The 15,281-nt window shown below is 40.3% G+C and carries 13 protein-coding genes; all 13 read right to left on the bottom strand.

Going from position 1 to position 15,281, the window contains the following annotated elements; translation table 11 throughout:
- Window positions 1–85: 85 nt before the first annotated feature.
- Window positions 86–2,434: a hypothetical protein gene (locus BDD30_RS00275; RefSeq protein WP_015834371.1), complete on the bottom strand. Its 2,349-nt coding sequence runs from the start codon at window positions 2,432–2,434 to the stop codon at window positions 86–88.
- A 207-nt stretch (window positions 2,435–2,641) separates the two neighbouring features.
- A complete protein-coding gene (locus BDD30_RS00270) occupies window positions 2,642–3,295 on the bottom strand; it encodes a hypothetical protein (protein ID WP_015834372.1) in 654 nt (217 codons plus the stop codon).
- A 43-nt stretch (window positions 3,296–3,338) separates the two neighbouring features.
- Entirely contained in the window at window positions 3,339–6,203 is a 2,865-nt protein-coding gene (locus tag BDD30_RS00265) for a hypothetical protein (RefSeq protein ID WP_015834373.1), read from the bottom strand.
- The gene (locus tag BDD30_RS00260) at window positions 6,200–7,999 is read right to left on the bottom strand and encodes a baseplate J/gp47 family protein (RefSeq protein WP_015834374.1); all 1,800 of its coding nucleotides are present in this window, start codon (window positions 7,997–7,999) and stop codon (window positions 6,200–6,202) included. Before BDD30_RS00260 ends, BDD30_RS00265 begins: the two co-directional genes overlap by 4 nt.
- Before the next feature lie 52 nt (window positions 8,000–8,051).
- A complete protein-coding gene (locus tag BDD30_RS00255; RefSeq protein ID WP_015834375.1) occupies window positions 8,052–8,477 on the bottom strand; it encodes a hypothetical protein in 426 nt (141 codons plus the stop codon).
- Window positions 8,474–8,920: a GPW/gp25 family protein gene (locus BDD30_RS00250; RefSeq protein WP_015834376.1), complete on the bottom strand. Its 447-nt coding sequence runs from the start codon at window positions 8,918–8,920 to the stop codon at window positions 8,474–8,476. Before BDD30_RS00250 ends, BDD30_RS00255 begins: the two co-directional genes overlap by 4 nt.
- Window positions 8,920–10,476 (bottom strand): phage baseplate assembly protein V, encoded by a 1,557-nt coding sequence (locus tag BDD30_RS00245; protein ID WP_015834377.1) that lies wholly within the window; start codon window positions 10,474–10,476, stop codon window positions 8,920–8,922. Before BDD30_RS00245 ends, BDD30_RS00250 begins: the two co-directional genes overlap by 1 nt.
- Complete coding sequence (locus BDD30_RS00240; protein ID WP_015834378.1) at window positions 10,473–11,156, bottom strand: CIS tube protein; 684 nt, start codon at window positions 11,154–11,156, stop codon at window positions 10,473–10,475. The genes BDD30_RS00245 and BDD30_RS00240 overlap by 4 nt, the downstream gene beginning before the upstream one ends.
- A complete protein-coding gene (locus tag BDD30_RS00235) occupies window positions 11,153–11,335 on the bottom strand; it encodes a DUF5908 family protein (protein WP_015834379.1) in 183 nt (60 codons plus the stop codon). Before BDD30_RS00235 ends, BDD30_RS00240 begins: the two co-directional genes overlap by 4 nt.
- Entirely contained in the window at window positions 11,332–11,802 is a 471-nt protein-coding gene (locus BDD30_RS00230) for a phage tail protein (protein WP_015834380.1), read from the bottom strand. The genes BDD30_RS00235 and BDD30_RS00230 overlap by 4 nt, the downstream gene beginning before the upstream one ends.
- A gap of 17 nt (window positions 11,803–11,819) precedes the next feature.
- A complete protein-coding gene (locus tag BDD30_RS00225) occupies window positions 11,820–12,986 on the bottom strand; it encodes a phage tail sheath C-terminal domain-containing protein (RefSeq protein WP_015834381.1) in 1,167 nt (388 codons plus the stop codon).
- A gap of 307 nt (window positions 12,987–13,293) precedes the next feature.
- A complete protein-coding gene (locus BDD30_RS00220; RefSeq protein WP_015834382.1) occupies window positions 13,294–14,667 on the bottom strand; it encodes a phage tail sheath family protein in 1,374 nt (457 codons plus the stop codon).
- Between the two features lie 25 nt (window positions 14,668–14,692).
- A complete protein-coding gene (locus BDD30_RS00215) occupies window positions 14,693–15,142 on the bottom strand; it encodes a phage tail protein (RefSeq protein WP_015834383.1) in 450 nt (149 codons plus the stop codon).
- Between the last annotated feature and the right edge of the window lie 139 nt (window positions 15,143–15,281).

Here is a 15,281-nt window from a genome sequence, read left to right as displayed (position 1 = left end):
TTATTAGAGATAAACAATCTATAAAAAAAGATGACTTTAATCACAGCGAGATAAACCCGCTGTGATTTTTATTTAAATAAATTTTCTATTTATCATCTGGGATAATTTCAATAAGTGCATATCCTGCCTTACCTTTGTTTTTCTCATTATGCCTATTTTTCTCCCATACATGGACAACAAGCAATTCAGGTGAGGTAACATTAGTCGGCGCGGTATAGGTCACCTTATAATGACCAAAAATTGTATCATTAGTTTCAGGATCATTATTGGGTTCAAACTCAGGTTCACTTAATTTTCCGCGAGGAGGGAAAATTTCCCAAGTATCAGGATCACCATTATAGCTATCTGCCTGCGCTTTAAAGATAATTTCTTCCCCTACTTTCACATTCAAACGTAAATTAGGTTCAACCTTGTAAAAACCATGTCCTGGCATTGATGCCATTAGACAAATAATGGTTCGTGCTTGACTACCATCTTTTGCAGTTGCGGTGATGGATGCAAAAGTAAATCCATCGTTAAAACGCCCTGCTGGTGGAGTATAAAGCCCATTCTGATCAACAGAACCACATTGGCTGCCTGTACAGCTTTCCACATTCCATGTTACTGCTTTTCCGTCTAGGACATTCGCCAATAATAATATAGGTTTCTTATCTGCTTCAGAGATAAAAGCAAAAGAAGGTGTTAATGCAACAGAAGAAGGAACCAACGTCAGCGCCGCCGATGCCTGATTTCCATCGCCGTCAGTTGCAGTGACTTTAATGACTTCAGAACCAGATCTGATTCTGCCCGGTGCCGTATAAATACCTTTATCATCAATATTTCCCGGATCATTGATAGCCTCACTATTATGATCCAACTTCCAACTAACATTTTTATTTTCAGGTACGACAGTGAATTTTTGATTTTCTTTAAGGGCAACCATGGCTTCCAAAGGAGCCACCTGAATTGTGGTCAATTTAGGTGAAATATCCCCAAAGATAATCAAATCTCCTGGGAAATAACCCTGTTTAAGTTGCATAACATCCATGCCAGGAAAGAGCAGATGTTTAATAGAAAACAGACTGATTTCAGGCAATTCAATATTAAATACCTGTTTTAACTTTGCTTCTGCCTGTTGTGCTAATTCATCTCTGAATTCATCTTTCACATTTGCATCCACCCCACCGATAAATTTATCCCAGAATGAAGTTGGTTCATAGCTGACATTGGGGGAAAAATCATCTGATTTTAAATAGAAATGTTCACCATCAATCTGGCAATTGATACTACCTTGTCCACCAATACTGAGATCCATTAATGCAGTATCTTCGAAAGTTATACTATTACTATGATGTCGGAAATATCTTGCACACTTTTGAGTGTAATTTATCTTATTCTCCCATCCTTGAAATAACGATTCACCATGAGGTTTAATAACAAAATTTTGGTATGGAAAACGTGGTGGTATCCGCTTTCCTTTTTCACCAATAATAGCATTACCACGTTCACCAGTCCAAATCCCATTGCTATAATCAGAACGTAACCATGACTTCTCTATAGGGCTATTACCATCAAATCCACCATCGGTAATCGTAATATAATAAGCAGAGTCTTGTTTATCATTGACTCTTTTTGGTGGGCTAAACTGAGGATCACCAGGCAATTTATCTTTGTATTGTTTTGGCAATATTTGCCCCATCATGGTCTTACTCGAAATGACTAATGCGCTAGTATGATCATCAGGAATTAACCAATCAAAATCATTTACAGGCAATGTTCCACTTCCGCCATATTGCGTTTTAATAAACAACAGTACCGCACCATTTCCTACATATTGAGAACCACGCTCACGTGTTTTTGGATGGGGTTGAGTACGAATATGAAATTCAGCAGGAATTAATCCCGGTGTGCTGTCTGTCACCAGTTGCCCTAAAGTATAATTTCCCTCACTGATCGATTGCTTGAAATAATTAATAAAATCAGGCTCTTGATTGTCAAATAAATTTATTTTTTTTACGACAGCATCTTTGAATTTTAATATGATATCTTTTTTACTTACACTACCAGTTATTGATTTAAGCGGAACAACTAATTCTGCTTTATAGCCACTGCCAGGAACAATTTCTTTCCATTCAATTGGTGTGCCGGTATTTGCTTGTATAACTCTCCATCTACCAGAAAGAAAGTTAAGTGTCACTTTTACATTAGCATCGGATAAAGACGCCTCCTCAAATGAAACTAGTGGAGCGCCTACTGTTAATCCCTCAATAAATTTCGTTTTATTATCATCATGCCAATCTTTAAAAACAAAATGTTCATTTGAGTAAACTTTTTCAACATATTGTTGCTTCAATAACTTATTAACACTTTCTTGGTTATATGCAACAACAACATCCCAACCCAATGTAATATTTCTATCTTTCAGTCTATCTAACACGTTTTTTTGTGTGCACATATCATTACCTTCTATAAATAATTATTAAAAGAAATAAAACAAAATTTTTATAAAGCGAAATAACTCTATTTCATCACTGATATTTTGAAGCCAATTATTACCTCCGTTTTTATATTTCTCATAAAAACAGCCCTACAACACAACTTAATTATTATGTTACTTAAATATAAATCATTCATTTTAGAGTAATGCATATTACTTAAGATATTACACAACCTTAATCATATAGTAAACAAATAACACGTTGATCTCTGTATCTCCATTCTTATTATCTGCCCAAAAAGTATCAGTACCTGAAGACTGACCTGATAGTAAGTTATATTTCCCTTTTTTTAAATTAGGTCTGCCATCTTTACCATCACACCATTCCCATCCTGTTGGCAGCGCAGAGGGGTTAGGTGTGCCATAAATAGGCAGCATGGTTCCTTTAGGCATAATTTTATTGCGTATTTCCTCCCAAAAATCATCAATATTGACATTTACACCATTACTATCAACCTTAATACCCGAACCTGGTTTAACGGAAATGCCGTTTCCATCAACCTTAATTCCATGACCAGACTTAATAGTAATACGATTATTATTATCGATATCAACACCTGCCCCAGCCTTGACTTGTAATTTACCATCCGAAGTTAATTCCATTCCGGTGCCAGGCGTTTTACTTTGCTGCGATGGTGACTGGCCGATAGCCAATCGTCCAACTTCAGCAAGGTCAATGAGATTAGTAAAATCCGTCTCTAATGGAATCGAACGAGCTTTAAAACGATTTTTTAAATTATCCGCTGAAGGAATTTCTCCGACAGCCCGTGATGTTTTTAGAATCTCTTGATCAGTAGGTTTGTTATTTTTGTTGTCCATTTATCCTCCGGCTTATAATAAAAGTTGATCACAACACTCGGTATTAACTATTCTGTGAGGGAACATAGAATAGTTCGTTGTTAATAATTGCCTGGGTATTCCACTCATTACCACTCTCGCCAACAACTTCTAGACGCTGAGCTTCTGTAGCAATAAACATATTACTAATGCCAGTAAGTCCTGTTGGTAAATGCCCTAATGTCAGTTTTTCCAAAATGGTGTAGGATTCATCCCCTAACTGCGCCCCATTGTTTTGCCAACGTTGATATGTCTTCGCAAAATCATCGAAATTTTCAGATGCCAGCCAATGAGTAATTAACGAAATATGTGCAGGAAACTCTGCAAGTGTTTCACGCTCTATCCATTCCTCTAGCTTATATTGATCAATATCTTCCCTTTCAACCAAACCGCGATTCAGCACGACGCTCACCACAAAAGAGAAACGATCACTTGAAATATAGTTTTCATCAGATATGTACCATATATATTGATTACTCTCTTCTTTAGTCGGGAAAGGGAGTTGGTTGTCATCCCGTTCGATAGTCAATATCCCTTCAATCCGATCAATCTCTGTCACCGTTGCAACTAATTTGAATTCTGGTTCATCAGTAAATTCAGCAATACTGGAGAGTGGAGAAGATTGCTTAATAATCGTAATCTTATTTTTTGGTGCAATTAAGGCTGGAAAAGGCGATTTAGTATTACTTTGTAAACGACATTGTTTTGTTTTATCGTCTATAACCTGATCGTCAGTATAATTGATACGATACGTCATATCCTCTAACCACGCCGTGCTATTTCTCCATCGTAAATTGTTTTTCTCAGACGCTGATTGTAATAACTGCAGATTCTTTTCAAGTTGAATACTATTTTTTGTATCCAGAGAAAATTCATTTCCCTCTACAGCGACAATCATTTGGGCACGAACGGTAAATTTGCTTTCAATATCTATAAAATCAATAAGCTGTCCACGAACGATTTTATCTGCTATTCCCGCTTGTTTCACTTTAACAATGTTGTCGGAAATCACAAAAGATTGGGGAGTTTGATCATGTTGAAAGTCAAGATGGGGTAAATTTGGTAAAAGCTGACGATGTTCAATCAAATAAAAAGGTAACTTACTTAAATCAACCGATTCTTTGAAAATAGTACCATCTAGCCCAATTCGGGCTGCTATACGTTTTTGTAAAGCTGAAACTCGATCAATACGGATATTATCACGCTGATAACCCAACTCCGGCTGCTGTGCCAAATAACCTCGCTGGGTTTGCAGAAAATCATGAATATCCTGCGTTAATGGACGCTTTGCACGTTGTGTACCAAAATACCCTAGCAGATAATCAAGAATATCTAATTCCCGATTGATATTGCCATGATGCGGTCTATTTTTATCATCAAACAGGCTAATTTCCTGCTGTTGAAAGGCTTTTAATGTACCGGCATATTCCTGATGAACCTGTTGGGCAATTGTGTCCTCTGTATTCTTGAAAGGCCAGAGTGTATCACTGATATTTCCGCTTCGGTCCCTAAATGCTAACAAATGTGGCAAAAATGCAAGCCGCGCACATCCATCAGCAAGCATTTGCTCCAATGGTAATAGGAACTGATATAAGTGTCGTTGTTCAGGTTTTAACTTTTGCAAAGTATTCTGCAAACCATAACAGGCAGGCAACCTGCGGCTTATAGGTGTATAGGCTTTGAGATCACGCACCTTACCAGCCGGTAACGTGGATGCAGCATTATTAATGAGTGATTCCTGTGATAATAACCGCTCAACACTTTTCTGATCAGGTTGTAATCGTACCCCACCTTTTGCGAACAATTTGACATAATTGTTATTTTTCTCTGTAATTACCTCTAGTGGATTAGCTCCCCATAATAATGGATAATAACCAACATCTAATTGCCAGGACCAATTATCATCTTTTATCTGATGCAAATATTCTGTTTCTGGCAACGTCAGGCTAACTACGCGCTTTATACCTTCAACCGCCAGCAATTGGTTAATCAGATGATTCATCTTCAGAACCATGCCTGTATGGTAGTTTTGAGAGGTCGGTAACTGAGGTATCCAACCATGACGCAACCACGGCCCATCAAAGATCTCTTCGTTTGTTAATCCCTTGGCCTGTAATGCTTCGGTAGTAAAGCGAGCAGGCATCGGCATCGCCCACTGTTCTAATAGCATATAGATTGATGCTAATACTGATGCCGCATCTGTAATATCATCCGCCAGCTCAATGACCAGCTCAGGATAAATAGGCGTTGATATCACCCGTGTCACTTGAACAACATTTTCCCCCAAATTTCGATTTTCACGGAGAAAATCTTCCATCACCCGCTTAACTAACGGCAAATTAGCTGATTTACCTGCCCAACGGGTTGGTATCCAATAAAGCCAATAATTCCCTCGTAGTGTTAAAGTTTTAAATTTATCCCCTGAAGGTGGCGTGAATGTATATTCAAGCGTTTCGGGATTGAAATAGTATTTATAACGCTTACTTTTTGGCTCACAAATTAACTGTATATCCTGAAACAAAAAGTCTCTGGGGTCACTAGCTGATATTTTAAATGCATCATTACCATGTAAATCAAGTAACGCACGCCGGTAATCATCCAGTGTTATAGGGCCACAAGTTAGCGTCTGCTGTGGCCCGAATTCGGCTGGAAAAAGCGTATCTTTTCCAGCAATGGTTAATAAATCGGTTAAAGGTAATGAGTGCCGATACGCTAAATCCGAAACACCGTAACTTAAAGAGTCTAGTAATGTTATACCAGGATCATGTTTATCTTTATCGCTCCATATGTTACCGGACTGATCACTAATAACCTTCTCACCCTGAGCTTGCAGGTTTTCAAAGCTTATCGCGTCTTTTACTACAGGAAATAACTCATTATGCTGCCTCATTTCGATTCTCCCTGCCTAATTTGTTCTCCTTGTTGCCATACCAACACCAGCACTTCATTTTGCTGTGCCTTAATAACCCCGCCATTGGTTAATGAGGTGTCTTTTGTGGTCAATGTCAATGTTTTGACATGCTCCACGTAAGGTACTCGCTGAATATCTGCAAACAGTTGGTAAAAATCGATTTGATCGCCAGCGGCAACACCTTTTTTATCTGCGTGATACCATGGCATATAAATTGAACTCAACCATTGTTGTAATTGCCGGAGGGCATAATCAGGATTCACACCCGCACTAAATTGCACCTCATAGGTCACAGAGACATCAATATAAATTGGATTTTCCACTTGTGGATTCGCCCATGCGCTAGTGTGAATCTGTAACCAGTCACTCATTTGTCGCAAGCTGGCAGGGCTGAATTGTGGCCGTAAGCGATCCTTGTTGTCGCTGTAGTTCACATCAGGAATAACGATCAGCGTTTGCGTATTTGATGTCTGAAGTTGGTTCATCCACGTGATATTTGGTGAGATGACATCATAAATCCGCGGAAATTCAGCCTTCAACATGGCAATTTGGTTATCCCAAGTTAACGCACGCTGGCGATGCTGAAGACGTGTTGCCGCTCGATGGAAGAAATCAGTAGTGTCTTCCTGTGGCGTTCCCCCCCAAGAAGACCAGGGCTGCTCAATTTTTTTTACCTCTGAAACGGTGTTGACCAAATGCTGCACGCTAAAAGGCATCAGCCCATCATGAAAGTGCTTTTCATCTGTGTTGTCTGCATCAACCAGCGTTGCTGTTTGAGCGTTATACAAGATGCCTTCTAATAGCGGTTGCCACAAATCGCCAGATTCAGTAAGCGATTCCACCTCAGCTTTAATCCAGTAGCGTTTTACAGAAGTTGTCTCTGGAAAATACATTTTCACCGCATCATCAGGTAATATCGCTTGCCATAATCCACTGATAAAAAAGCCATCCGTGTTATCTCTGACACTATCTAGCTTCACCCAGTTATTTATCTCGTTCAGATAAAACCATTTTAATGTCAGGGGAGTTGATGCAATGAATTGCCAAAATAAAGAAAGAGTTTGCCCTGGCTGTATATCATCAAATCCCAGGTAAAGTGCCAACTTTTGTTCAGGTGCCTTTTCCTGTCCGTTGCCCTCAGGTGCTACAAATAAACGAGCGCCTGAAGAGGGCCAACTGATATTCGCTTTATCATCTTGCAAGATGAAGATTTTATAGGTCTTATGATCCAAATAGCTGTAGCGAACATCTGTTAATTGCCCTGGATTAACCAATAAATCGGTATCCAACGCATATTGCAGTGAATTTCCGCTGCTGTCTTGTCCACCATCCACTAATGTGCCTGTCGGTAATAAATATTCTGCAATACCAGTACTTAATACCACGCCAAGCGCCACATGATCAGGTTGTGCATCTTTCTGCGTTATCCCTAGCAATTCCTGATAGTACAATTGCCGATGACGGGCTGAAAAAGTATCAAGCATGATTCCTGGCGTCTTAAGCTGTTGTAAAAAGGCCAGCAATAGCGCTTGATGAGGAGGCAATTCTCCATCAGCCAACGTTTCACCTTGCAAACGAGCAAAGAGCGCTTCTGGTGTGTGATTTTTTAAGAACCAGAATTGATGCCAGAAATAATCATCATTCGCATAAAAACGAATATTTTCTGTATAACGTTGTAACCACTTTAATTGCGTTAATGGGTCCTTTGTTTCTAACTTAAAATTGGTCGTTGGTAAGTCATTCATCAACGTATTATTTAATTCAGCAAGATCCATGTTTTTATCCGCCCCGCTTATTCATACTTATTAACCGCTTCGGCAAAATTTTTTATTTTTCTGCCTTAACGAAGTTCTGTGAGTGTATAAATCTCCCACTCCCATTCGAAGGCGCAGGATTATCTGCATCTTGGTTACTTGGATTAGTGGCCGGCTTATCCGGTGTAAACTGAGCTTCAAACTGACTGCCTTCAATAATCACAACATCCCCACTAACACAAAATTCTGCTAGTTGGTCGTCAGATAAATTTGTAATTTTCACTTTTCCACTACCTGCAACAGGATGTCTGGAGGTTATATAAATGGCTGGAATTGAGACAGTTAAGTGATCACCTGACACACAAATATTTTTTCCTTCAATTTGCGCATCTCCATTCCCGCTTATTTTAGGAATACCATTAATCGTAAGAGTTCGATCACCCTCAAATTTGGGATTTATTTGAATGAGATCCCCGTCGATAATAATATAATTGGTCATAACAGTTCCAATGCTTGACCTGAATGGAGTCTAAGCACTCCGTCTAAACGCTGAGATATATCACTACCACGTAATTTCCAATTAATCTGAATGAGCAGATGTCCAGGTTGGTTTTCTTTGGTTTGAATATCAACGTTCAATAAATATGCGCGAGGTTCATAACGTAATATTGCTTGCTGAATACGATTTTTGATGGCAGAAATTAGCGTATCACTAATATTTTCAAAAACAAAATCTTGTAAACCACAACCAAAATCTTCACGCATAATTCGTTCGCCAGGCTCGGTAAGAAATAATATTTCCAGCGATTGACTGACATCTTCAATCCCTTGAGCCATAACAATACCGGCTGTTTGATCTGCGGTTTCTTTATTATCAGGAATAAATTTAATGGGAAAAGCCCATCCTTGACCATATACCTGGCCAATAAGCGTATTTGCCATTATCGAGTCCCCTTTGATTTAGTCAGGTTGATATACTCACCTTTAACCTCGATATTTTTCTTACCGATTAACGCGACTGTTTGTTGCTGGCTATCAAATAACAATTGTTGCTCATCTTTATCGCTCTGCTTAATCATCAACATTTTGAGATTATTCTCTTTGCTGATTTGCAATGGAGTCTGTTGTTTAGGATTATGCAGGGAATCAATAATGACAGGATAACGAGGGTCCCCTTCCAAAAAACTGAGAATGACTTCATCACCCGTTTCAGGATAGAAACAAAATCCACTTTGGTGGCTGGCGTAGGGTTTTCCCAATCGGGCAAACAAGGGAATATTCGTTCCAAATGCAGGGATCAAAACAGGAATACGATCCCATTTTTTGCTATCTGATTGATAATCAGCAACCTTGCCGATATGAACACCGTTAACCTGAGTGACATACTCTGCCTTTAACGGCAGTTCTAATCCCACATGTAAGGTTGTTTTCCAACTTTCTTCTGCCGTTATTCGATGATCCACTCCCGTCAGTATTTGTGAGCCATCCATATTTTCACCAAAACCTGACAACATCAGTTCATGCCCTAAACGGTACTTAGTACTGCCTTCAACCTTCAGTGAACCACGAACGGCCGTCAAGCGCCGCATGACTAATTGGCTACGCGTTAAAAATTGAACTTCTTTTGTAGAGAGCGGACAACTTAATAACAGTTCACTCGAATCTTTATTTGTCTGGCTAAAATTATCTGACGCTAACGCATCTTTCCCAACTTGACTAAGGGTTTCTTTCCACGCCACGAGTAATGCCTGATCATCAATATCCCAAGCACTAACAACAGCCTCCGCTGTATCAAACCGGTTATCCAGCATCAGCTCCGTGCTGTAAAGCCGGATAGCCTGATGATCAGCCTGATGTTGCAGTGTCCAACGCTCATTCAGGGGCAAAGAATTTGGAGCAATAATGGTCACTTTCCCCTGAGTGTTATCTTTATCTTCTTCAGCTAACAACCAGCTATTCGTAGCATAGAGCCGTTGCAACAAAAATTGCCAATCACTGCAACGATACTGAACCAGTTGCTCATGATCTATATCCCAATGTGATGTCCCCGAAAATGCCGGCTTTAATGTTGCGGTATTCAATAGATCGGCTATCACTTTACGATCACGGGTATTCGCAAACACTCTGGTACGAAAATTACCGGTGATGCGCTGTAAGTCATGGCGTAGCACCAATTTGATAGTGTGTGTTTTCGCATACACTAACTCTGTTTTTTGCTGCACAATATCGCCACTGAATAGCCGGGTATTCAAAATACGAAGCTCTGCCTTTACTCCCGGACGGCAACTCTTCAACATCCGCTGTACATCAGACTGATATACACCACTTTCACTCTCTTTCGCTCTTAGCTTTACAACTGCCTGCGGAATGGCATTGATACGTCGGGAGATTTTCAATTCGCTTACTATCAGTTCGTTGAGTTCCTTCTCCACTCCCTGAATGTTAACGAACAGTTTGATATCTGATGGCTTGAAGTTACTGTTATCTAAAAAACTCATGATGCCTCCGGTGTTCGCAATGTCTGACCTGGCTGCATATCATCCAAATTATCCATATCATTGGTGCGGGCTAACATTAAATAATCCACTCCCAACATAGTGGTTACGCTAGCGATATTCGCCAGTGCAGGTAATGAAGTCAGATCCGGGACATTAACTACTGATACCGGCGGCGCATCTAACTTGGCTTGGTTATCCTGGAGCACAAAGCTTTCATCTGCGACTAATGTGAGCTGCGCACTCACACGCAATGGTGTTGCGTTACGATCAAAGCGCAAATAAGTCAGAGACAATCCACTAGCCCGACCAACAAAATAATTTTTATTTTCCCAACGCATTGCCCCCCAATTAATTTCCAAAAAATTGGGTTCATCAGTACTTGCATTAACTAAACAAAGCGATTTGAGGGTAGTGATTTGGGACTCGACGGTTGTCGTAAGACCAGCCATATTGGCATCAAATAACAAGGATAGTGTTAACCCTGCGGGCTTTGACAAAACGTAGCGGTTACTCACTGTTACCTGATTATTGCTAACATCAGGGAGATAATCAGTTTGATAATCCAGTTGAAGTGTTTCCGGGTTATACATTGCTTCTAGTTTACCAATCTGATGTTTACGCTCACGCTCCTTCCAACCCGTAATCGTGAGTTTAGCCAGACCTCGTTCAAGCAAGCTCATAACCCACCACCTTGTTCTTCCCGGAGTACGTCTAATATCTCCCGCTTCACTTTTTCAACCAGACGTTGTTCTATAAGTGTTTCCATTTGCACAATAGATAAAGGAACGGTTCGTGTTGTTTTGGTATCAGTCCCGACAACACGGGCTTGAACAATGAGTTCACGGATTTCGATAGTCATAATTTTACCCCTATAATGCGCATATCTTCATAACGCAGCTCTAAGGTGTTAATCAGCACTTGGTTACTGTTGGCATCTAAATCTCCTGTTTGCCAGCGAACCGGTAGCGCATGACTCAAGGTCCAACTTGTTATCGGACGTTGAGCCTGATCGAGAAGAATAATTACCACATCTGCCCAATTGAGAGTTTCCCCCCGCATCACCTGATCAAACATCAGTGTTAAAGGGGTAACGACCATAACCCCTCTTTCTAATATCAAGCTATTATGCTGTATACGTTCAGCCAACCAATGATTCCGTGCGTTTTCTCCCCCCTGATGGCGCTGTTCAACCTGTAACTCACGCCCTAAACCAGAAACACGTTGAAATCGAATATCTACGGGAGAAGGAAGTAAACCTTTAAAAAGAAAATTAACAATAAAACGATGTGAAACCGCTGGGGTATAAAGCTCTGCTGGTAGTGTCATGGAGATATTCCGATTTATTATGTACTCGTCGCAATGCCTGAGCGAGTATCAAAATTCAAAGTCACAGCGATAAACTCTGCCGGTGCTAACAATGCCAAATGAATACGAGCAATCATTCTGCCTTCATCAATATCCTGGCGAGTCATCGTTTCGTTTTCATCTATTTCAACGGAAAAGGCTTCATCTTCACGCTGCCCATACAGCACCCCTTGTAACCAAAGCTGCCTTAATAGATTCCCAGCATGGCCTTTAAACTTCATCCAAGTGACTGCGTTATTAGGTTCAAACATCAACATGCACCCTAACTGGCTGAGTTGCCTTTCCACGTGTGAAGTCAATAATCGGGTTTGAATATAACGCCAAGGTGAATCAATACCCGCCAACGTACGACATCCCCAAATACGAGTACCACGAGCTGGAAAACTACAAATCAGATTCAGTGAACCATCCGATTCTTCATACAACTCTTCTAATTCCAGGCGGGACTTTATCGGGCGAATCGTCTGTTTTAACGCTATATTGGCAGGTGCATGTCCTACCCCTCGCCGGACATCATTACTTTGAATAACCGCTGCTACTGCACCAATAGGAGACAAAATTTTTAACTGAGAGGATTGATAAGATGTTTCTAGCCTTGGCCAGTAGAGAGCGCCAAACTGACGTGCCTTATGATGAAAATCCTGCAAACTACGCTTGATTAATGCGGTATCATCTGGTGCCTCCAATATGGCAAACAAGTCACTGCGTGCCTGACATAACGCTAATACTGCTTTCCAGTACTGTCGCCAAGCTTCCACAGCCTCATTACCTTCTTTTTGGTTCAGTTCACTTGCCTCAACGACGGCTAAAAGTGTAATTAGCGGCTCTGCTGCAACAGCCGCATACAAATCGGGCTGTTGTAATGCCTCAAGCCAACTATTAGCATTTTCCCCAGCAGGTGCGCCTAACGACAGAATAAAAGCTTGTATCCCATCGTTATCGAAAAAGTGGCGCAATAGAGCATACAAACGCCCTTCTTTCCCTATTATTTGTTCTGTTTCAGCTAAACTGTTTACTTTTACAGGCGCTGAAAAGGCAGGCAATCTCGTACAATACCCTATGAATACGGGCATATTTAATGTACTGACACCGAACGCTGTTATCTGCGCCTGAGTCATCGTTACACCGGGTAGCGTTGGCGACATAACTCATTTCCTTTCACAAAAATGGGCAATAAATCGCCCATATTAAATATACCCGTTATCTTTCAAGTTGCCTCTTTGTTGGCTGCACTCACTCACCCCGGTCACATCGTTATCTATACCCTTCATCTTTCAAGCTGCTGCTTTGTTGGCTGCGTTCACTTACCCCAGTCACATAGTTATCTATGCTCCTGGGGATGCGTTCACTTGCCGCCGCACTGCAACTTGAAATCTATTGGGTATATGCTCCCGGGGATTCGCTCCCTTGCCGCCGCGATGCATCTTGAAATCTATAGGGTATAGACCTAAGTTACTGGGCGATATTCTGCGTAAACTGTAAAATAATGAATTCTGCCGGACGTACTGCCGCCATGCCGATTTTGATAATCATTCTCCCATTCTTAATATCATCATCTGTCATGGTCACGCCTTTACCAATTTGTACAAACCAGGCTTCATCGGGTTTATTGCCTTGCAGTGCACCTTGCTGCCAAAGTGACTGCAAATAGCTATTGATAGCAGCCTTGACCTTTTCCCAAATTGGTTGGGAGTTAGGCTCAAAAACTGCAAAACGCATTGCTAACTTAATATCTCGCTCTGCGCTATTGAATAAACGACGTACAGGAACATAGCGCCAGTTATCCGTTTTATCCAGAGTACGAGCTCCCCAAATCAAAGTACCTCTACCAGTAAAACTACGAATAGCATTAATACCTAATGGGTTCATCACACCTTGTTCCGCATCGGAAATACTAATGATTGGCGTGGCATTACTTAACATCACATTCGCAGGTGCTTTCCAAACACCACGACTCACATCAACAGCGGCATAAGCACCAGCAACAGCGGCGCTGGGAGGTAAAATAATGGGAGACGATGCGAGCTTATTATTTTTTTCCAAAACATCATTAATAACCTGACTTGCTGTTGAGTAGTCATCGGCCAAGTTGGTGTGAATATCAGCCAGAGTTGATATATTTGTAATACCGGTCACTTTGATAGCAGAATCGGCAGGTCGGGCATAGCGTTGTGTAAAAGAAGTTAGTAAACCAGGATAATAGACCGCAGTTTTTTCCGGCAACGTATCAGGAACTGCTTTGCCATCATCTGAATCTGCAATGAGAAAATAACCTACCTTATTACTCAATAATGTATTGATGCTGTTATAAACATCCGATTTTTTACTGCTATCAACAGTGAGCGTCTTATCGTCCTCCGGGCAGACGATTAACGTAATCTCTTGTTGTCTTTCAATTAATTCAGGTAATTTTGTTAACTCAATCGCAGCATCCTCTTTTTTCACGCTAACTAAAGGTATGATATAGCAAATACCACCGCCATTCTGGAAATAATGTTGTACCGCATAGGCACCATTTGCCAGATTTTCTGAGGTTTCAAACTCGGCCTTATAAGTATATTGAACTGCTTTGGGTACACTTTCTTGTGTGTCAGCAATTGGCGACGCGATCAATGAAATGGTTTGAGGAGGAGCTACCGAAAATTTTTTAGTGAAATCTAACCAACTGGTAATTCTAGAACATGTTCCCACTTTAGGTAAGGAACCATCCAAGTTGTAAAATTTACCGATAAAAACAGGGATTGCTGTTGGACTATTATTGATAGATAGAGACAATGATGCATCTTCTTCAATATAAATTCCGGGATAAGTTGTTTGTACAGACATTATTTTTCCTTAAAGTTTTTAGTTATCAGGGAACCTGAATTGTTACCCGATCAGCAACTAATGAAATTTCTTGTACTGCAATTTCATTACTTGAAGCATCAAATGAAGGGGCCGTCAGTGAGCTCGGAAAGGCGTTCGAAACAACCCAACTCATTAAGACTTTACTGCCAGTATCATTAGTTAAACTAATTGTAATATCCTTTTTTTCTACCCGATTGAGTTCAATGGAATTAATCCAATTAAATAAATCATTTTTCCCAGAGAATATGCCTTTCCGAAGTGTAATATCAACCCTCTGTATTTGTCCTGGCATTTTATAATAATTACCAATGCCATCTTTATATTCAATAACCTCATATTTCCTATCTAATCCCGAAACACTATTAAAAGGGACTTGCACATCTCCTATAGAAACCATAAAACGGTAACTAGGAATAGGATATTCAGCAGCGATTTGTTCTTGTGTAATAGACATGTTAATAATCCTTTAATTTTATCCAAAAAGAATCAGGTTATAATGTTAAAATAAAAAAGACTTATCCAATTAAATATATACCCTATGGATTTCAAGATGCATCGCGACGGCCAGGGAGCGAATCCCCGGGAGCATAGCT

The organism is Photorhabdus asymbiotica (assembly GCF_003634575.1).
Taxonomy (GTDB): domain Bacteria; phylum Pseudomonadota; class Gammaproteobacteria; order Enterobacterales; family Enterobacteriaceae; genus Photorhabdus; species Photorhabdus asymbiotica.
The sequence above is the reverse complement of the archived record's forward strand: the minus strand, read 5'-3'. Positions and strand labels throughout refer to the sequence as shown.

Bases quoted from the DNA above. Each gene is read 5' to 3' on its own strand.
- BDD30_RS00215 (WP_015834383.1), bottom strand. From the start codon at position 15,142: ATGTCTATTACACAAGAACAAATCGCTGCTGAATATCCTATTCCTAGT.
- BDD30_RS00260 (WP_015834374.1), bottom strand. From the start codon at position 7,999: ATGGATCTTGCTGAATTAAATAATACGTTGATGAATGACTTACCAACG.
- BDD30_RS00250 (WP_015834376.1), bottom strand. From the start codon at position 8,920: ATGGCAAATACGCTTATTGGCCAGGTATATGGTCAAGGATGGGCTTTT.
- BDD30_RS00230 (WP_015834380.1), bottom strand. From the start codon at position 11,802: ATGACACTACCAGCAGAGCTTTATACCCCAGCGGTTTCACATCGTTTT.
- BDD30_RS00255 (WP_015834375.1), bottom strand. From the start codon at position 8,477: ATGACCAATTATATTATTATCGACGGGGATCTCATTCAAATAAATCCC.
- BDD30_RS00235 (WP_015834379.1), bottom strand. From the start codon at position 11,335: ATGACTATCGAAATCCGTGAACTCATTGTTCAAGCCCGTGTTGTCGGG.
- BDD30_RS00225 (WP_015834381.1), bottom strand. From the start codon at position 12,986: ATGTCGCCAACGCTACCCGGTGTAACGATGACTCAGGCGCAGATAACA.
- BDD30_RS00240 (WP_015834378.1), bottom strand. From the start codon at position 11,156: ATGAGCTTGCTTGAACGAGGTCTGGCTAAACTCACGATTACGGGTTGG.
- BDD30_RS00275 (WP_015834371.1), bottom strand. From the start codon at position 2,434: ATGTGCACACAAAAAAACGTGTTAGATAGACTGAAAGATAGAAATATT.
- BDD30_RS00220 (WP_015834382.1), bottom strand. From the start codon at position 14,667: ATGTCTGTACAAACAACTTATCCCGGAATTTATATTGAAGAAGATGCA.
- BDD30_RS00265 (WP_015834373.1), bottom strand. From the start codon at position 6,203: ATGAGGCAGCATAATGAGTTATTTCCTGTAGTAAAAGACGCGATAAGC.
- BDD30_RS00245 (WP_015834377.1), bottom strand. From the start codon at position 10,476: ATGAGTTTTTTAGATAACAGTAACTTCAAGCCATCAGATATCAAACTG.
- BDD30_RS00270 (WP_015834372.1), bottom strand. From the start codon at position 3,295: ATGGACAACAAAAATAACAAACCTACTGATCAAGAGATTCTAAAAACA.